We start from the raw sequence: 17,468 nt of genomic DNA, 5'->3' as shown, positions 1-17,468 counted from the left end.
GTGACGCCTTCCTGGATGCGGGCGCCGGCGCCGTCGTTGAGCGAGACCAGGGGGGCGCCGGCCGCGATGGCCATGTCCATGATCTTGTGGATCTTCTGGGCGTGGGCTTCGCCGAGGGCGCCGCCGAAGATCCGGAAGTCGTGGGCGTAGGTGAAGACGGTGCGGCCGTGGACGGTGCCCCAGCCGACGATCACGCCGTCGGTGTGCGGTTTGCGGGCTTCCAGGCCGAAGCCCTGGGCGCGGTGCCGGCGCAGTGGCTCCACCTCGTGGAAGGAGCCCTCGTCCAGCAGCAGCTCGATCCGCTCGCGGGCGGTCAGCTTGCCCTTGGCGTGCTGGGCCTCGGTGGCCTTCTCGCTCGGGCCGCGGCGGACCTGCTCGCGCAGCTCGTGCAGTTCGGCGACCCGACTACGGGCATCGGCGACGGCGGTCACGGCAGTAGCCTCGCGGTGAGACGGCCGAGGTCGCGCCACAGAGCGCGTTCCTCGGCGGTGGGCGGGTCGTCGGGGGAGAGCCGTTCGGGGTGGCCGGTCGGCGGCTCGTCGAGGACCGGATCGAGAAGGTCCTGGGCGTAGGCGTGGAGCGGATAGGCCGCCCATATCCAGCCGACGGCGATCAGACCGGTCTTGAGGAAGGCCCCCACGGGGGCCAGCAGGCGCCGGCACGCAGCGCGCCGCTCCCGCCCGGTCGTCCGGGGCCGGCCGGCGGGCGGGTGCTCAGGCACGCTGCCAGTCCATCACCACGTGGGCGTGCGGGCCGCCCAGGCGGCGCTGCAAGCGCAGGCCGCCGTCCCGGAGGACGATCTCGCGGACCTGCTCGGTGTCGACGACCCGGGCGTGCGAGCCGATGGAGACCCGGTGGACCACGGTATCGCCGCGCACCTGCCAGCGTCCGGAGTAGCTCAGGAAATCGTCGGTGCTGCCGAGGTAGGCCTCGTCGCTGTCGGCGGGGCGGGTGCGCATCAGGCTGGCCGCCATGTAGCCGTCCTGGTGGTAGATCAGCAGTCCGGCGGCGTCGTCGCCGAGTGGGCCCTCGCTGATGCTGCCGTCCTCCTCCAGGTAGTAGTGGGCGATCAGCTGCCAGACTCCGACCAGGTCCTGCTCGCTCGCCATCAGCGCTCCCCGCTCTCGATCCCGGCGGTGGCACGTACCGTCCGCCCGTGCTCAGCACCATGCCGCTGCGGGCTAGAAGGCCGCTCAAGCCGCGCCGCACGGACGGGTGGCGTCGAGGTTGCCTCCAGACGGGCTCCAGCCGGTCGTGCGACGGTTTTCGACCACCGGCGCCGCGGCCCGCGGCGCCGTCCGGCCCGAGCCGTCGAGGAGAGTCCCGTGATCGTCGTCACCGCCCCCACCGGAGCCGTGGGGAGCTTGGTCCTGTCCGGTTTGCTGGCGGCCGAGCGGCCGGTGCGGGTGGTGGCCCGCGATCCGGGGCGGCTGCCCGCGGGGATGCGCGGGCAGGTGGAGGTGGTGCGGGGCTCGCACGGCGATCCGGAGGTGGTGGACCGGGCGTTCGCCGGGGCGCGGGCGGTGTTCTGGCTGGTACCGCCGGACGCCCGGGCGGCCGACCCGCAGGCGGCGTTCTCCGGATTCACCCGACCGGCCTGCGCGGCACTGGTCCGGCACGGGGTGGAACGGGTCGTGGGGGTCTCGGCGCTGGGTGCCCACTTCGCGGGGCCGGCGGGCCTGGTGACGGCCTCGCTGGCAGCGGACCGGCTGATCGCCTCGACCGGGGTGGCGTACCGGGCGCTGGCGATGCCCGCGTTCATGGAGAACCTGCTCCAGCAGGTGGAAGCGATCCGGGCGCACGGCGAGTTCTGCTCGGTGATCGAGACGGACCTGAGGCTGCCCACGGTGGCGGCGCAGGACGTCGCGCAGGCGGCGGTGCGGCTGCTGCTGGACGAGGGGTGGCGGGGCTCGGGAAACCTGCCGGTGCTGGGCCCGGAGGACCTGTCGTTCCGGGAGATCGCGGCGATCGCCACCGAGGTGCTGGGCCGTCCGGTGCGCTACCGACAGGTGTCCGGGGCGCGGTTCCGGGCGGTGCTGACCGGGGCGGGCATGTCGGAGCGGATGGCGGCGGCCACCGTGGAGATGCTGGAGGCGAAGAACGCGGGCCTGGACGGTGCCGAGCCGCGCACCGCGCTGACCGCCTCGCCCACCACCTTCCGGTCCTGGTGCGCGCAGGTGCTGCGGCCCGCGGTCGAGGGTGTGCCCGGCGGGGCTGGTCGAGCGGTCGTTGAGGGTTCCTAGAGGCGGGGTTCCTAGCGTCGGTGGAACCCGGACGGCAGTCCGCCGGTCCCACCTCTCGGAGGCAGTCATGATCGTGCACACGCTGGTCTACCGGTTCCCGGAACAGGCGGACGAGGAGGAGGTCCGGACGTTCTTCGGCGGGCTGCGCGACCTGGCACTGGACTCCGGACTGGTGTCCGGCTTCGGCTGGCGCCCGCACGTGCTGCTGCCGGTCGACGAACACGCCAAGGGCATGACCGCCACCCACGTCGCCCAGTTCTCCTGCGCCGACGTGGCGACCCTGCAGGCGTTCTCCGAGCGCCCCGGGGTGCACGAGTTCATCGCGAAGTGGCGCGGCAGGCTCGACTACGAGGCCGCGTACGCCAACCACGAGGAGATGCTGCCGTCCGGCAGCGGAGGGAGCACGATGTACCACACCGAGCACACCGTCACCGTCGAGGCGAGCGCGGACGTCGTCTACGAGGTCCTGGCCGACATCGGCGGCTACGCGAAGCTGTTCCCGCCGACCGAGGCCTCGGTCCTGCTGGAGGAGTCGGAGACCCACCAGATCGCCCGCCTGGTGGTCGACGTCAGCGGCCAGCGGCAGAGCTGGGTGACCCGGCGCGACCTGGACCGGGCCCGCCGCACCATCTCCTACCGGCAGTTGGACAACGCGCCGATGGTGGAGTTCATGGGCGGCGACTGGCGCGCCCTGCCGCTGGACGAGCACCGCACCCAGCTGGTCATCACGCACGACTTCGCGGCCCGGCCTACCGAGCAGGTGCCGAGCCGGGAGAAGGCCACCGAACTGCTGCGGGCCGCGGTGGAGCGCAACAGCCACGCCGACCTGGACGCGGTGCGCCAGGAGTCCGAGCGGCGTGCCAAGGAAGCGGGGTCCGCTGCGTGAGGCGGCGGCTGATCGACCTCAGCGTCCCGGTGCTGGACGGCCCGAGCGAGGCCACCCCGGTGGAGGTGAGCCTGCTCGACCACGCCGCCGCGCCGGCCGCGCTGGGGCTGCGCCCGGAGGACTTCCCGGAGGGTGAGGCGATCTCCAACGAGACGGTCACCCTGACCACCCACACCGGCACCCACATGGACGCGCCGCTGCACTACGGCCTGGTCAGCGGGGGCCGGCCGGCCGACGCGATCGACCAGGTCCCGCTGGAGTGGTGTTTCGCGCCGGGCGTCCGGATCGACGTGCGCCACGTGCCGCCGGGGGTCGGGATCACCGCCGCCGACCTGGAGGACGCTCTCGCCAAGGAGTCCTACGAGCTGCGGCCCGGTGACATCCCGCTGATCTGGACCGGCGCCGACCGGCTCTGGGGCACCGAGGCGTACCGCACCGACCACCCCGGGATGACCCGGGAGTCCACCGCCTGGCTGGTGGAGCGCGGCGCCCGGGTGATCGGTATCGACGCCTGGGGCTTCGACCGGCCCTTCGCCTCGATGCTGGGCGACTACCGGGCGAGCGGCGACAACGGCGTGCTGTGGCCGGCCCACCTGTACGGGCGGGAGCGGGCGTACTGCCAGCTGGAGAAGCTCGCCCGGCTGGACGAGCTGCCCGCCGCGCACGGCTTCGCGGTGGCCTGCTTCCCCGTCCGGCTGGCCGGGCTGGGGGCGGCCTGGAGCCGGGTGGTGGCGATCGTCGAGGAACCCGACGCGGCCTGACGAACCGGGCGGGAACACGGTGAACCTCGGCCCGAGGGGCTCGAAGGGCTCCGGGGAGCCGGGAACGGGGCTGGTCAGCCGGCCGCGGCCCGGACCTCCGGGGCCCACAGCTGTTCGGCCTCGCCGGCGGCCAGCCGGCCGCGGTAGACGTCGATCTTGTGGTCGATGAGCTTCAGGTTCTGCCGCAGCTCGTCGAGCCGGGCGGCGACCTCGGTGCGGTGCTCCTCCATGAGGGCCAGCCGCTCCTCCTCGTTGCCGTGCCCGGCGGCGACCAACCGGGCGTAGCGGCAGATGGACTTGATGGGCATGCCCGTGGCGCGCAGCTTGGTGCACATCAGGATCCAGTCGAGATCCTGCTGGTGGTAGCGGCGCCGGCCCCCGGGGGTGCGGTCCACGACAGTGACCACCAGGCCGGCCCGCTCGTAGTAGCGCAGCGTGTGGACGCTGACGCCGGTGCGGCGGGAGGCTTCGGCGATGGTCAGGCCCGCGGGGGGCACCGCCGGGCGGAGGGGCTCGGTCTGCTGCTTCGGCTTCTGCCGCGAGGGCTTGATTTCGAGCACGCTCTAAATTGTACCGTCGTATCCGTGAACGCCTCAACGGCTTCTCCCCAAGGATTCTGACGCCGCGTCAGCGCTCGTCCCCGTCCCGGCCGTGCCCCCCGGCCGGCAGGCACCCCTGCCGTCGGCGGCCGCCGCCGTTCCCGGCCGCCGCCCGTTCGTCCCGAACGATTGGACTCCTCCCCATGCCCGAACTCGATCAACGCCGACGCCGGTTGGTGCTGGCCATCTGCTGCGCCAGCATGATCGTCGTCGTGATGGACATCTCCATCGTCAATGTGGCCCTGCCGACCATCCGCCGCGACCTGGGCGCCTCGGTGTCGAGCCTGCAGTGGACGGTCGACGCCTACACCCTGGTGCTGGCCAGCTTCCTGCTGCTGGCCGGTTCGACCGCCGACCGGATCGGCCGGCGAAAGGTCTTCCTGATCGGCCTGGCCGCCTTCGGCCTCGGCTCGCTGCTGTGCGGCGTGGCCCCCGGCATCGGCTGGCTGATCGGCGCGCGGGCGCTGCAGGCGGTCGGCGGGACCATGCTCAACCCGGTGGCCATGGCGATCATCGCCACCACCTTCACCGACCCCGCCGAGCGGGCCCGGGCGATCGGTGTGTTCGGCTCCATGTCCGGCCTGTCCCTGGCGCTCGGACCGATCCTCGGCGGTGCGCTGGTGGACGGCCTGGGCTGGCGCTCGATCTTCTGGATCAACGTGCCGATCGTCATCGGCGCGATCGTGATGACCGCGCTGTTCGTACCGGAGTCCCGGGCCCCGCGGGCCCGCCGGGTCGACCCGGTCGGCCAGCTGCTGGTCATCCTGGTGCTGGCCAGCGTGGTGTACGCGATCATCCAGTCGACCAAGTCCGGCTGGGGCTCGCCGCTGATCGTCACGCTGCTGGTGGTCGCGGTGCTCGCGCTGATCGGCCTGCTCGTGTACGAGCCGCGCCGGACGGACCCGCTGCTGGAGCTGCGGCTGTTCCGCAGCGCTCCGTTCAGCTCGGCGATCCTGATGGCGTTCGGCGCCCTGTGCGCCTTCGGCGCCTTCCTGTTCGTCACCACGCTGTACCTGCAGGACCTGCGCGGGATGTCGGCGCTGAAGGCGGGCCTGTGCATGCTGCCGGTCGGCGTGCTGATCGTGGTGCTGTCGCCGCGCACCGGCAAGCTGGTGGGCCGGCGCGGCCCGCGCCTTCCGCTGGTGGTCTCGGGCAGTGCGCTGGCGCTGGCCGGCCTGCTGTCCCTGCTGATCGGGCCCGGGACGCCGATCCTGGCACTGCTGGGCGTCTTCCTGCTGATCGGTGTCTTCCAGGGCACCATCAACCCGCCGATCACCAACAGCGCCGTCTCCGGCATGCCGCGCTCGATGGCGGGCGTGGCGACCTCGCTGGCATCGGCGGGCCGGCAGACCGGCACCACGCTGGGCGTGGCGATCGCCGGTACGATCGTCGGCTCCGCCGTCGCGACCGGCGGAACGGCCTACACCGACGCCGAACGGGGCGTGTGGTGGATGCTGTTCGGCATCGGGGCGGTGATCCTCACCCTGGGCTTCGTCAGCACCGGCGCCTGGGCGCGCGGCACGGCCGAGCGGGCCGCCGCGCTGTTCGAGGAGATGGACCAGGGCGCCACCGTGAAGCCCGCTACCCCCGTACGGGGCTGATCGCGGCGCCCGGAACACCGCTGCCCCGGACTCGGTACCGAGTCCGGGGCAGCGGTGCGTTCGCCCGCGGGCGGTCAGTCCTGCGGGCGCTCCAGCGAGTCGGCGCCGCCGGGCTTGCCGATGGAGTGGGTGAGCACGTCGGCGCGGTAGCTCTCGATGATGGCCAGGTACTCCTTGGCCTCCTTGGGGGCCACCCCGCAGAAGCTCAGCGTGGCGGCGATCTCCAGCGCCACCACGTCGAAGTCGAAGTGGCTGGAGACCATGTCCGCGTGCGCGTCGACCATGTTGCGGCCGGGATAGACCTTCGGGCCGCCGGTCTCTTCGATCGACCAGGCGGTGACCATCCACTTGAAGCCGGGCCGCGAGTTGACCTCGTGCATCTTGGCGACGTACGGGTTCAGGTTCGCCGAGGCGTTCTCGTAGAGCCGGTCGGTGAGCACGTCCATGATCGCGGCGATGCCCATGGCGCCGCCGAGCCGCTCGTACAGGGACGGGGTCTGGTCCTGCTCGGTCATTGCCGTTGCTCCTTCGGTGGGTGTGCGGGACGGGGTGGCCTACGGGACGAGGACGGTGCGCCGACCGGACGGGGCGAGGTCCCAGACCTCGGCGACCTCGGCCAGCGGGACGGGGTGGGTGGCGATCCGGAGCTGCCCCGCGCCGACCAGGTCGAGGACCCGGACCAGGGAACCCGACAGCACCTCGGGCGGCGGGGCGTTGCCGGTGCCGTTGCCGAGGATCTCGAGGCCGCTGCTGCGCAGCACCTCGGCGGGCAGGGTCAGGCTGGGGCCGGCCATCTGGCCGATCTGGACCAGCCGGGTGCGGGAGTGCCGCAGCACCATGTCGTTGACCACGAGGGTGTTGAGGTAGACCTCGGTGGGTCGGCCCCACAGGTAGTCCAGCACCACGTCGAAGCCGTCGGGGCCGGCCGCTTCGCGCAGTGCCAGGTCGAGGTCGCGGTCGGGGACGTCGAGCCGGACGGTCGCGTCGGCGCCGAGACCGCGCAGTTCGGCCAGGCCCCGCGGGTCGCGGCCGGCCGCGACCACCCGGCCGGCGCCGAAGTGCTTGGCCAGTTGCACGGCGAGCCGGCCGGTGACGCCGGTGGCGCCGAGCACCAGGACGCTCTCGTTGGGATGCAGGGCGGCCCGCCAGGTCAGCGAGATCCAAGCCGACACGCCGGGGTTCTGTACGGCGGCGGCCGTGACGTCGTCCACCGTGTCGGGGATCGGGACGCACCAGTCGTGCCGGGTGGTGGCCCGGTCGGCCATCACGCCGCGGGTGGAGCGGAACAGCACCCGGCTGCCGTCCGGGAGGCGCCCGGCGGCCAGTGAGCCGAGGACGGCGGGCAGTTCGGTGGGCGCCGCGAAGTGCGTGCCGGCCGCGCGGGCCCGGTCGAGGTTGGTCAGCGGGCAGGCGGTGATCCGCACCGACTCCTCGCCCGGGCCGGGCCGCGGGTCGGGCAGTTCCTGGTAGCGGGGCCGCTGGCCCAGGGCGTGCAGCACCGCGGCCCTCATGACGGTCCCGGTTCGCGCAGTGTGGTTGTCGGCATGATGACTCCCTCCGAGCCGGGGTGTTCCGGGTACCCGGGCATTGGTACGGGGCGCTGCTGCACCATCGCTGTACCGACGCTGAAGCCCTGCTGGAGGGGGCGGGCTGGATCGGGCGTTGAGTGTACTTAGAGCGTGCCCGACTAACTTCCCGATCACGATCAGGGCAACGGATCCGAGTGGGAGGCCGAGCAGGTGAAAGGCATGGACGCGTCCGGTGATGCCGAATGAGTCGGCGAGTCGTGATCACCGGAATGGGAGTGCGGGCACCCGGTTCCCCGGGCAAGGACGCCTTCTGGGAGCTGCTGTCGGCGGGCCGGACGGCGACCCGGCGGATCACCTTCTTCGACCCGTCGCCGTACCGTTCGCAGGTGGCGGGCGAGGTGGACTTCGATCCGGCGGCCGAGGGGCTGACGCCCCGCCAGGTGCGCCGGATGGATCGGGCCACCCAGTTCGCCGTGGTGGCCGCCCGGGAGGCGGTGGCCGACAGCGGCATCGACCTGTCCGCGCACGCTCCGCACCGGATCGGGGTGAGTCTGGGCAGCGCGGTGGCGGCCGCCACCAGCCTGGAGCAGGAGTACCTGGTGCTCTCCGACTCCGGCCGCAACTGGGTGATGGGGACGGACCACCTCTCCCCGCACATGTACGACCACATGGTGCCGAGCATCATGCCCGCCGAGGTGGCCTGGACGGTCGGTGCGGAGGGCCCGGTCGCGATGGTGTCCGACGGCTGCACCTCGGGTCTGGACTCGGTCGGGCACGCCGTGGCGCTGATCCGCGAGGGCAGCGCGGACGTGATGGTGGCCGGTGCCACCGACACCCCGATCACTCCGATCGTGGTCGCCTGCTTCGACGCCATCAAGGCCACCACCACGTACAACGACGACCCGGAGCACGCCTCCCGGCCGTTCGACGGCACCCGCAACGGCTTCGTGCTGGCGGAGGGCGCCGCGGTGTTCGTGCTGGAGGAGCTGGAGGCGGCCCGTCGGCGCGGGGCCCGGATCTACGCCGAGGTCGGCGGGTTCGCCACCCGCTGCAACGCCTACCACATGACCGGGCTGAAGCCCGACGGGCGGGAGATGGCGGAGGCGATCCGCTCCGCGCTCGGCCAGGCCCGGGTGGACGCCTCGCAGGTGGACTACATCAACGCGCACGGTTCGGGCACCAAGCAGAACGACCGGCACGAGACCGCGGCGTTCAAGGTCAGCCTGGGCGACTGGGCCCACCGGACGCCGGTCAGCTCGATCAAGTCGATGGTGGGCCACTCGCTGGGCGCGGTCGGCTCGGTGGAGATCGCCGCCTCGCTGCTGGCGATGGCCCACCACGTCGTCCCGCCGACCGCGAACCTGCGGGTCGAGGACCCGGACTGCGACCTGGACTACGTGCCGAACACGGCGCGTGAGCACCGCACCGACACGGTGTTGACGGTGGGCAGCGGCTTCGGCGGCTTCCAGAGCGCGATGGTGCTGGTGCGGCCCGAGCGGAGGACGGCATGAGCGTGATCACCGGACTGGGCGTCGTCGCCCCGAACGGCTTCGGCGTCAAGGAGTTCTGGGCCGCCGCGCTGGCCGGCCGCAGCGGCATCGGCGTGCTGGACCGTTTCGACGCCTCCGCCGGCCCGGCCCGGCTGGCCGGCCTGGTCCGGCTGGAGACCGAACGCCTGCTGCCCGGCCGACTGCTCACCCAGACCGACCTGTCCACCCGACTGGCGCTGATCGCCGGCGAGTGCGCGCTGGAGGACGCGGACGTCGACCCCGCCGACTTCACCGACTACGACCTGGGCGTGGTCACCGCCAACGCCTCCGGCGGTTTCGACTTCACCCACCGCGAGTTCAGGAAGCTGTGGAGCCGGGGCCCCGAGCACGTCAGCGTCTACGAGTCGTTCGCCTGGTTCTACGCGGTGAACACCGGACAGCTATCCATCCGGCACGGCATGCGCGGCCCCTCGCTCGCCCTGGTCGCCGAGCAGGCCGGTGGCCTGGACGCGCTCGGCCAGGCCCGCCGCACGGTGCGCGGCGGGGTGCCGCTGGTGGTGTGCGGCGGGGTGGACTCGGCCTTCGATCCGTGGGGCTGGGCCTCGCACCTGGCCGGCGGGCGGGTCAGCCTCGACCCCGACCCGGCCACCGCCTACCGGCCGTTCGACGTCCGGGCCTGCGGCTACCTGCCGGGCGAGGGCGGCGCCCTGATGGTCCTGGAGGACCCGGCCGCGGCGGCCGCCCGCGGCGCCCGGGTGTACGGAGAAGTGGCCGGCTACGCCTGCGGGTTCGACCCCGCCCCGGACAGCGGCAGACCGCCCGCGCTGCGGCGCACCATCGAACTCGCCCTCGCCGACGCGAAGGTGGAGCCCGGGCAGGTGGACGTGGTGTTCGCCGACGCGCTCGGTCTGCCGGACGCCGACCTGGCCGAGGCGCAGGCGCTGTGCGCCGTGTTCGGGGAGCGCGGTGTGCCGGTGACCGCGCCCAAGACGCTCACCGGGCGACTGCTGTCCGGCGGCGGCCCGCTGGACACCGTCGCCGCCCTGATGAGCATTCAGGAGGACGTCGTTCCGCCGACCTTCGGCACCGCGGTGGTGCCCGGGGAGTACGGCCTGGACCTGGTCCTCGGGGAGCCCCGACGGGCCCGGGTGGACACCGCCCTGGTGCTCGCCCGCGGCCGTTGGGGCTTCAACTCCGCCGTCGTCGTCCGTGCCGTCCAGAACGGGAGCTGATCCATGACCGCCACCATGACCGTCCACGAGCTGCACGAGATCCTGATCGCCTGCGCCGGTGGCGATCGGCCCGAGGTGTCGGACGACGACCTCGCCGACCTCACCCTGGACGAACTGGGGTACGACTCGCTGGCCCTGATCGAAACCGTCGCCCGGCTCAAGGTGCAGTGGGGCGTGGAGATCCCGGAGGGCGAGATCCTGGAGGTCTCCACCCTGGGCGACCTGCTCGACCTGGTGCACCGGACCGCCGCGGTCTGACCTCGCTGCCCGCTTCCGACCACGCGGTGCACCCGGGCCGTCCGCCCTGCCGGCGGGCGGCCCGGGTGCACCGCATCCGGCTGCTGTGCGACGCCCGGACGGCCGGCGAACGGGTGGTGCACGTGTGACCCATGGGGCGTACGAGCACAGAAAGGGCAGTTGAGAGTTCTTCCCAAAATCGCCCCGGAATGTCGGCAACGATTTTCTTGATGCATCCTGGGATCGCACCTATGTCGTATCTGAATGAGTCGTTGACATGTTCGGAATTCCAGCCTAGACTCGCGGATCGCAAGCGAATGCTTAACTTTGTATCTCCGCAGGTCCCTGGTGCAGAAAATTTCGAGGAAATATCCCGCAGCATGCCGATCGAAGTATCTCACAAAAAACCACAGGGAGGGTTTTTGTGTCTGGAGAGCTGGTACGGATAGATCTGCTCGGCCCCCTCGAAATAGGTCACTCGATGAAGTCGGTGCAATCTCACGACACGGCCCGCGTGACCGCCAGCAAGCCCCGCAGGGTGCTCGCCCTGTTCGCCGTGAACGCCGAATCCACGGTCGGCGTGGACCGCATCATCGACGAGCTCTGGCCGGACGGGCCGCCCAACACGGTGAAGACCATCGTCCAGACCTATGTGCACCAACTGCGCAAGATGTTCGCCGCGGTCCTGGAGTGTCCGCACACCTCGGACCCGATCGCCACCAGGCCGGACGGGTACGTGCTCACGGTGCCCCGCGCCAACGTCGACACCTTCCGCTTCCAGCACCTGGTCGACCGCGGCCGTGCCGAGCTGCGGGGTGGCAACCCGGTCGGTGCCGCCGACCTGCTGCGCGAGGCACTGGCCCTCTGGCGTGGGCCGATCCCCGCCGATCTGACCTCCGGGCCGGCCCTGCGCGGGCTCGCGGTGTATCTGGAGGAGGCTCGCCTGGAGGCCGTCCAGTTACGCATCGAGGCGGATCTCACCAACAACCGCCACGAGGAGATCGTGGCCGAACTCAGGGCGCTGATCGAGACCCACCGGCTGCACGAATCCTTCTATCTCAAGCTGATGGAGGCGCTGCGCAGATCGGGCCGCCGCGGCGAGGCGCTCACCGTGTTCGGACAGCTCCGCCAGACCCTCGACCGGGAGCTCGGACTGCAGCCTTCCCCGGAGGCCCGGAGGCTGCAGCACGAAATACTGGTCAGTCGGTAAAAGGGGAGTCAAATTCCCCTATAAGACAACCCAAGGCCGGCCGCGAGTGCCGACTTCGGCGGTGCCTCCCCGGCGGATTTTGCGAACTCCCCGCCCTCCCGGGCGGACGGGCCGGACCCGGCCCGCCCCGTCGCCCGGATCATTGCCATGGCCGCACGTCCCCATGCCACCGCCCAGCCATTGTCCCGTACGGAGGAATCCCGTGGAATACCGCCAGCTCGGCAATTGCGGCCTGCGCGTCTCGGTGTTGTCGCTCGGTACCATGACCTTCGGCGGTCGTGGAGTTTTTGCGAAGGTCGGCGGGAGCGACGTCCTCGGCGCCACCCGACTGGTGGACCGGGCGCTGGACGCCGGGGTCAACCTGGTCGACACGGCGGACTCGTACTCCGGCGGCCTGTCCGAGGAGATCGTCGGCCGGGCCATGAAGGGCCGCTGGAACCGCGCCCTGGTCGCCACCAAGGCCCGGATGCCGACCGGTACGGGGCCGAACGACGCCGGCCTGTCCCGCCACCACCTGATCGAGGCCTGCGAGGGATCGCTGCGGCGCCTGGGCACCGACCACATCGACCTCTACCAGGTGCACGCCTGGGACGGCTGCACCCCGCTGGAGGAGACCCTGCGGGCCCTCGACGACCTGGTGCGAGCCGGCAAGGTCCGCTACGTCGGCTGCTCCAACTACTCCGGCTGGCACCTGATGAAGGCGCTCGCCACCGCCGACCGGCTCGGCACGGCCCGGTTCGTCTCCCAGCAGATCCACTACTCGCTGCAGGCCCGGGACGCCGAGAACGAGCTGCTGCCGATCGCCGTCGACCAGGGCGTCGGGGTGCTTGCCTGGAGCCCGCTGGCCGGCGGGCTGCTGACCGGCAAGTACCGGCGCGGCACCGAGGCCCCCGCCGGGTCCCGGCACCTGTCCGACTGGAACGAGCCGCCGGTGCACGACCGGGAACAGCTCTACGACATCGTGGAGACCCTGGTGCAGATCGCCGGGGAGCGCGGGGCCACGCCCGCCCAGGTGGCGCTGGCCTGGCTGCTGGGCCGTCCGGCGGTGTCCTCGCTGGTGGTCGGCGCCCGCACCGAGGAACAGCTGGCCGGGAACCTGGCGGCGGCGGAACTGGTGCTCTCCGAGGGCGAGCGGGAGCGGCTGGCGCAAGTGAGCGCGCCGCCGCTGCCGTACCCGTACTGGCACCAGGCGAAGATCGCCCGGGACCGGCTCGGGGCGGCCGACCTGGCGCTGCTGGGCCCGCGGATCGCCCCCCGCTGAACCGGAGGCCGCGGTGTGCCCCGTCCCGGCCGGGACGGGGCACACCGCGGCCTCCGGTTCAGCGGGCCGTGTCGCGCCAGGCGAGCAGGTCCCGCAGGCCGGTGAAGTCGTAGCCGGCGGGGCTGGGTTTGAGCTCAGTGACGAACAGCGTGGCGCCGTCGGCCCTCAGCTCGTCGGCCTGGGCCGGGCCGGTCCAGTTCGCGGCCCGTTCGATCAACGCCTCGTCCCGACCGGCCTCGTCGGCGTACTCGCGCAGCAGGTCGTCCTTGCGGCGTCGGACGGCCGGTTCGAGGCCGCAGTGCCAGATGTCGGCGTACCGGGCGGCCAGCGGCAGGGTGCGGCGCTCGCCCTGGCCGCCGACCAGCAGCGGGACGGGGCGCAGCGGCGGCGGGACGAGCCGGTCGAGGCGGTCCTCGATCCGGCGGACGCCATCGGCGAACAGGTCCATCCGCTCGCGCAGCGGACCGAACGGGTAGCCGTAGCTGTCGTAGTCCTTGCGGTACCAGCCGGCGCCGACGCCGAGGATGAGCCGGCCGCCGCTAATGTGGTCGACGGTGCGGGCCATGTCGGCAAGCAGGTCGGGGTTGCGGTAGGCGACACCGGTGACCAGCAGGCCGATCTCGACCCGGGTGGTGATCTCGGCCCAGGAAGCGAGGGCCGTCCAGCCCTCGAAGTGGTTGAGGTCGGGCTGCTCGGGGGCGAGTTCGACGCCGGCGGCGGTGCGGTGGACGGCCGGGGCGTGGAAGTGGTCGTAGCCGAAGACCACGTCCGCGCCGAGCTCCTCGGCGTGCAGGACGGCGGCCCGCCACGTGGCGTAGTCGGGGGTGCCGCCGGGCCAGATGTGGGCGGCGGCGCGCAGCGGCCGGGTCACGCGGGCTTGCGGGCGCACAGGATGCCGTGCACCACGAAGGTGCCGGGAGGCATCGCGGTGCGGTCCTGGGTGCGGGTCATGGTGACCTCGAAGCCGCACTCCTCCAGCCAGCGTCGGTAGGTGGAGATCTTCTGCGGGCCGCCCTGGCCCATGGTGCAGCCGAGGAAGAAGGCCGGGAAGAAGTCGATGTCGACGTTGCCCGGGTCGGTGGTGTCCTCGGGGTAGACCGGGACCAGGACGGCGACTTGGCCACCGGGCTCCAGAGCGCCGTGCACGCCGGTGAGGATCTTGAACACCTCGTCCTTGTCGAACATGTCGAGGAAGTGCTTGATCAGCACGGTGCCGTAGCCGGAGGGCACGGCCCTGAAGACGTCTCCGCCGATGAAGGAGCAGTGTTCGGCGACGCCGTGCACGCGGAAGTTCTCCAGGGTGGCGGCCTCCTTCTCCGGGAGGTCGAAGTTGGTGACGTGCAGGCCCAGGTCCTCCTTGGCGCGGTAGGCGAGGACGGCGCCGAGGCCGGTGTTGCCGGCCAGGTCGAGGACGCGAGAACCGGCCGGGATGTCGATGGTGTCGAAGAACCACGGGTCGATGTGGGCGGTGACGTTGTCCATCAGGGTGGAGAACGCCCCGCGCAGGTCCTCGTGCTCGGCGACGGCGCTGTACAGGTTGCCGTCGTGGCCGTAGAGCTCCCGCAGGGCGACCACCTCGCCGGTGCGGACGCTGTCGGTGAGGTGGAAGACCTGGCGGAGCACGATGGTCTTGACGAAGTGCATCAGCGTGAGGACCCGGGCCAGGTCCGCGGGGGCGGCGTCGCCGAGGGCGGCCAACGCGTAACCACCGGTGGCCTCGTCCTGGGCGACGAAGCCCTCCTTGATCGGCAGCAGCAGGAGTTGCTCGACGGCGTCGGGGGAGGCCCCGACGGCGGCGGCGAGCTGGGTGGCGTCCGCGCCGGGGGTGTCCCGAACCGCGTCGATCAGGCCGAGTTCGAAGCAGCTCAGCAGGTTCATGAACCTCGTGGGTCCCACCAGGTAGTCACGGAGGCGATCGAAAGTGGCTTCCACGGTCATTGCGGTGATCCCTTCAACGGCACGGACGGGGCACGGGGACTGCGAGGGGCCCGGCCGACGGGCGACCGGGCGGGTCGGTCACGGCATCGGCACCGCCCGGGGGGCGATGCCGATGGGTGCGCCGGGGGTCGGGCTACTCGGGCGCTCCGGCGGAGCGGAACGGCGGGCCGATGTGCTCGACCTCGAACCGGAAGCCGGTGGGCGACTCGACGGAGGTGTGGTCAGGGGTGGCGAAGATGTTCTCCAGGCCGCCCGGGGTGGAGACGGTGAGGCCGGAGGCGGGCCCGGGGCCCGCGTTGGAGAAGCTGTGCGGGGTGTGGCGGGGCATCCAGGCGACCTGGCGCGGTCCCAGGACGTGGCGCTGGTCGCCGACCTGGAACTCGACCTCACCGACCAGGACGTAGAACGCCTCGTCGAAGTTGTGGGCGTGCACGCCCGGGCCGGACTGCCAGGGGTCGAGGTTCCACTCCAGCAGGCTGAACTGGCCGGCGGTGTCCTCGGCGACGAGCCGGAAGGCGGCGTTGAAGGCCTTGCCGCCCTCGTCCTCCGGGCTGGGGGCGTCCGGCCGGATCTGCCGGGGACCGAGCACGAACGGTTTCGATGGTTCCACGGTGTCCTCTTCACGGCTGGCGGATCGGGTGCCGACAGGCCTTTCCCGTCGGCACCGGCCGGGCCGGCGGCCCGGCCGCTCGGGCAGGTTGCCACGGAGCGCTGAAGAAACGCTCAATCTCCTTGGCACGCCTGTGGGTTGACGACTCGACGGCCCCGGTGGGCGGGCCTGCGGGAGCTCAGTTCTCCAGCAGGACCAGAACGAGGGCCAGGACGCAGCCGAGCAGGATGGCGGCGGACAGCCCGGCCCGTTCGGGGTGGCCGACCCTCAGGTGGGAGCCGACCGCGCCGAGGAAGTACAGCACCAGGCAGCCGGCGGCGGCGACGGCCAGCGGCTTCCAGAGCAGGCCGGCCAGCAGGCCGGCCGCGCCGGCCGCCTGGGCGAGGCCGAGCAGCCACAGCAGCGAAGGCGGGAACCCGACCTCGACCACTCCGCGGCGCACCACCTCCTGGCCGGTGAAGGTGGCGTGGGCGGTGCGGGCGAGCACCACGGCGAGGGCGATCGAGACGATCGCGGCGGCGACGTGCACGAGGGCTCCAGGGGTCAGGAGAGGCCGGTGCCCGGCTCGTCGCCGAGCAGGGTGCGCGGGTCGAGCGGGGCGCCGTAGGTGTACCGGCGTTCCTCGCCCCAGGGTTCGGTGTGGCTGCGGCCGCGGGAGTCGACCACGGTGTGCCGGGAGTCGAGCGGACGGTCGGCGGCCCGGTCGGCGAGCCAGTCGGCGACGGTGAGGAAGACCTGCGGACCGAGCCGACCGGCGGTGCGGGTGACCGGGGCGTGGTGCTCGCCGATGTAGAACAGCAGTTCCTTGGGCCCGGAGAGGGAGTTGAGGTGCCGGTAGGTGTCGGCGGGGTCGCACAGCGGGTCGTCCTCACCCATCGCGGCGAGGTACGGCATCCGGATCTGCTTGCCGAGGCCGTCGACGTTCATCCCGGCGGCGACGGCCTCCAGCTCGGCGACGGTCTCGGTGCCGGTCATGTACATGAAGCGCTGGCGGAAGGTCGGTGAGTGGCTGGTGAACATCGCCGTGTTGCCCGGGTCGAAGCAGGTGAACATCACCGCGCAGGCGGCGTACCGGGGTTCGGCCGCGGCCATCTGGGTCACCCAGAGCGAGCCCTGGCTGACGCCGCAGAGCATCACCCGGTCCGGGTCGACCTCCGGGCGGCCGGCCACCGCCTCGTACGCGGCGGTGCCGACCTCGCCGTACAGCTCGGGCCGGTACCGGATCCCGCGCACCAGTGAGGTGCCCTGCCCGGGGCCGTCCAGGGTGAGCACGGCCAACCCGCGACGCAGGTAGCGGTCGGCGCCGGCGAAGACGTTGATCTCCTTGAAGCCGTCCATCCCGGAGAGCACCACCACGCACGGCAGCGGACCCTGCCCGGGGAGGTGACCGGGCGGCAGGTGGTACCAGCCGGCGAGGGTGCGGCCCTGGTACGGGACCTCGACCGCCTCCACGTGGTGGTCGGCGCCGCGGACGTAAGCGGCGAAGCAGTCGGTCTTCTTCTGCTCCAGGACGGTGTTCAGCTCGGTGGTGGCGAAGATCGGCCACTGCGCGCCGCCGTACAGGATCGCGGCGGCGAAGTGGTCGTCGGCGGCCGAGGCCGGGTGCCCGGCGCGCTCCTGTGCCTTGCCGCGGAGCTCGAAGTGACGGGCCAGGTTGGCCATTTCGCGGGTGAAATCGTCGAGTTTGCGGATCGAGCGGGCCAGTCCGAGGATCGCGCCCCTGTGGTCGGCGCTCACCGGGGCGGACAGGTAGTGCAGTCGGTCCTGGTCCCATTCCGGGCCGAACTGCTCGATCATCAGGTCCAGCAGCCAGCGCTGGTCGGCGAACCGCGGGTCGCGGCGGCCCAGGGCGTGCGGGTTGACCGGCATGG

The 17,468-nt window shown here is 72.1% G+C and carries 20 protein-coding genes; 9 read left to right on the top strand and 11 right to left on the bottom strand.

The genetic code is table 11. From position 1 onward, the window contains the following. The 3 genes from K353_RS30020 to K353_RS30010 form a co-directional block, all read right to left on the bottom strand. The coding region (locus K353_RS30020; RefSeq protein WP_305000341.1) for a carboxyl transferase domain-containing protein at positions 1-431 on the bottom strand (431 nt) is incomplete at its 3' end. Next, positions 428-640, bottom strand: coding sequence for a DUF6059 family protein (locus tag K353_RS30015; RefSeq protein WP_146616609.1), 213 nt, complete (start codon positions 638-640; stop codon positions 428-430). The genes K353_RS30020 and K353_RS30015, both read right to left, overlap by 4 nt. A 73-nt stretch (positions 641-713) precedes the next feature. After that, on the bottom strand, positions 714-1,109 hold the full coding sequence (locus tag K353_RS30010; protein ID WP_111556647.1) for a lipocalin-like domain-containing protein: 396 nt from the start codon (positions 1,107-1,109) through the stop codon (positions 714-716). Between the two features lie 216 nt (positions 1,110-1,325). Here K353_RS30010 and K353_RS30005 point away from each other — a divergent pair, with 216 nt between their 5' ends. From K353_RS30005 to K353_RS29995, 3 genes are all read left to right on the top strand, one after another. After that, positions 1,326-2,243 carry an NAD(P)H-binding protein gene (locus tag K353_RS30005; protein WP_111556646.1) on the top strand — a complete coding sequence of 306 codons (918 nt, stop codon included), beginning with the start codon at positions 1,326-1,328 and terminating at the stop codon, positions 2,241-2,243. Between the two features lie 67 nt (positions 2,244-2,310). Continuing rightward, positions 2,311-3,129, top strand: a complete 819-nt coding sequence (locus K353_RS30000) for an SRPBCC family protein (RefSeq protein ID WP_111556645.1) — start codon at positions 2,311-2,313, stop codon at positions 3,127-3,129. Continuing rightward, positions 3,126-3,890, top strand: a complete 765-nt coding sequence (locus tag K353_RS29995) for a cyclase family protein (protein WP_111556644.1) — start codon at positions 3,126-3,128, stop codon at positions 3,888-3,890. The genes K353_RS30000 and K353_RS29995 overlap by 4 nt, the downstream gene beginning before the upstream one ends. Positions 3,891-3,964: 74 nt before the next feature. Here the strand turns inward: K353_RS29995 and K353_RS29990 are convergent, their stop codons facing one another. Further along, positions 3,965-4,450 carry a MerR family transcriptional regulator gene (locus tag K353_RS29990; protein WP_111556643.1) on the bottom strand — a complete coding sequence of 162 codons (486 nt, stop codon included), beginning with the start codon at positions 4,448-4,450 and terminating at the stop codon, positions 3,965-3,967. Between the two features lie 182 nt (positions 4,451-4,632). Between K353_RS29990 and K353_RS29985 the strand changes: the two genes are divergently transcribed. Further along, on the top strand, positions 4,633-6,090 hold the full coding sequence (locus K353_RS29985) for a DHA2 family efflux MFS transporter permease subunit (RefSeq protein WP_111556642.1): 1,458 nt from the start codon (positions 4,633-4,635) through the stop codon (positions 6,088-6,090). Between the two features lie 74 nt (positions 6,091-6,164). Here the strand turns inward: K353_RS29985 and K353_RS29980 are convergent, their stop codons facing one another. Next, positions 6,165-6,605: a group 1 truncated hemoglobin gene (locus tag K353_RS29980; protein ID WP_111556641.1), complete on the bottom strand. Its 441-nt coding sequence runs from the start codon at positions 6,603-6,605 to the stop codon at positions 6,165-6,167. Positions 6,606-6,644: 39 nt separating this feature from the next. After that, complete coding sequence (locus K353_RS29975; protein ID WP_111556640.1) at positions 6,645-7,601, bottom strand: zinc-binding alcohol dehydrogenase family protein; 957 nt, start codon at positions 7,599-7,601, stop codon at positions 6,645-6,647. Between the two features lie 260 nt (positions 7,602-7,861). Between K353_RS29975 and K353_RS29970 the strand changes: the two genes are divergently transcribed. The 5 genes from K353_RS29970 to K353_RS29950 all read left to right on the top strand — a co-directional run bounded on the left by K353_RS29970 (position 7,862) and on the right by K353_RS29950 (position 13,049). Continuing rightward, positions 7,862-9,130: a beta-ketoacyl synthase gene (locus K353_RS29970; protein WP_111556639.1), complete on the top strand. Its 1,269-nt coding sequence runs from the start codon at positions 7,862-7,864 to the stop codon at positions 9,128-9,130. Then, the gene (locus K353_RS29965; RefSeq protein ID WP_111556638.1) at positions 9,127-10,341 is read left to right on the top strand and encodes a ketosynthase chain-length factor; all 1,215 of its coding nucleotides are present in this window, start codon (positions 9,127-9,129) and stop codon (positions 10,339-10,341) included. Before K353_RS29970 ends, K353_RS29965 begins: the two co-directional genes overlap by 4 nt. 3 nt (positions 10,342-10,344) lie before the next feature. Next, on the top strand, positions 10,345-10,599 hold the full coding sequence (locus K353_RS29960) for an acyl carrier protein (RefSeq protein WP_111556637.1): 255 nt from the start codon (positions 10,345-10,347) through the stop codon (positions 10,597-10,599). Between the two features lie 493 nt (positions 10,600-11,092). Then, on the top strand, positions 11,093-11,788 hold the full coding sequence (locus K353_RS29955; protein WP_158585522.1) for an AfsR/SARP family transcriptional regulator: 696 nt from the start codon (positions 11,093-11,095) through the stop codon (positions 11,786-11,788). 202 nt (positions 11,789-11,990) lie between these two features. Further along, complete coding sequence (locus K353_RS29950; protein ID WP_111556635.1) at positions 11,991-13,049, top strand: aldo/keto reductase; 1,059 nt, start codon at positions 11,991-11,993, stop codon at positions 13,047-13,049. Between the two features lie 58 nt (positions 13,050-13,107). Here K353_RS29950 and K353_RS29945 read toward each other — a convergent pair whose 3' ends face one another. The 5 genes from K353_RS29945 to K353_RS29925 all read right to left on the bottom strand — a co-directional run bounded on the left by K353_RS29945 (position 13,108) and on the right by K353_RS29925 (position 17,466). Next, entirely contained in the window at positions 13,108-13,920 is an 813-nt protein-coding gene (locus K353_RS29945) for an LLM class F420-dependent oxidoreductase (protein ID WP_111556655.1), read from the bottom strand. Then, positions 13,917-14,927 carry a methyltransferase gene (locus K353_RS29940; protein ID WP_233533921.1) on the bottom strand — a complete coding sequence of 337 codons (1,011 nt, stop codon included), beginning with the start codon at positions 14,925-14,927 and terminating at the stop codon, positions 13,917-13,919. Before K353_RS29940 ends, K353_RS29945 begins: the two co-directional genes overlap by 4 nt. A 193-nt stretch (positions 14,928-15,120) precedes the next feature. Beyond that, entirely contained in the window at positions 15,121-15,597 is a 477-nt protein-coding gene (locus tag K353_RS29935) for a cupin domain-containing protein (protein ID WP_158585521.1), read from the bottom strand. A 178-nt stretch (positions 15,598-15,775) separates the two neighbouring features. Beyond that, on the bottom strand, positions 15,776-16,126 hold the full coding sequence (locus K353_RS29930) for a DoxX family protein (RefSeq protein ID WP_158585520.1): 351 nt from the start codon (positions 16,124-16,126) through the stop codon (positions 15,776-15,778). 14 nt (positions 16,127-16,140) lie between these two features. Beyond that, on the bottom strand, positions 16,141-17,466 hold the full coding sequence (locus K353_RS29925; RefSeq protein ID WP_111556633.1) for a S9 family peptidase: 1,326 nt from the start codon (positions 17,464-17,466) through the stop codon (positions 16,141-16,143). Positions 17,467-17,468: the final 2 nt, after the last annotated feature.

Source organism: Kitasatospora sp. SolWspMP-SS2h, from assembly GCF_003259315.1.
GTDB classification, from domain to species: domain Bacteria; phylum Actinomycetota; class Actinomycetes; order Streptomycetales; family Streptomycetaceae; genus Kitasatospora; species Kitasatospora fiedleri.
Note: the sequence above shows the minus strand (reverse complement) of the source record. Positions and strands in the feature narration are given on the sequence as shown.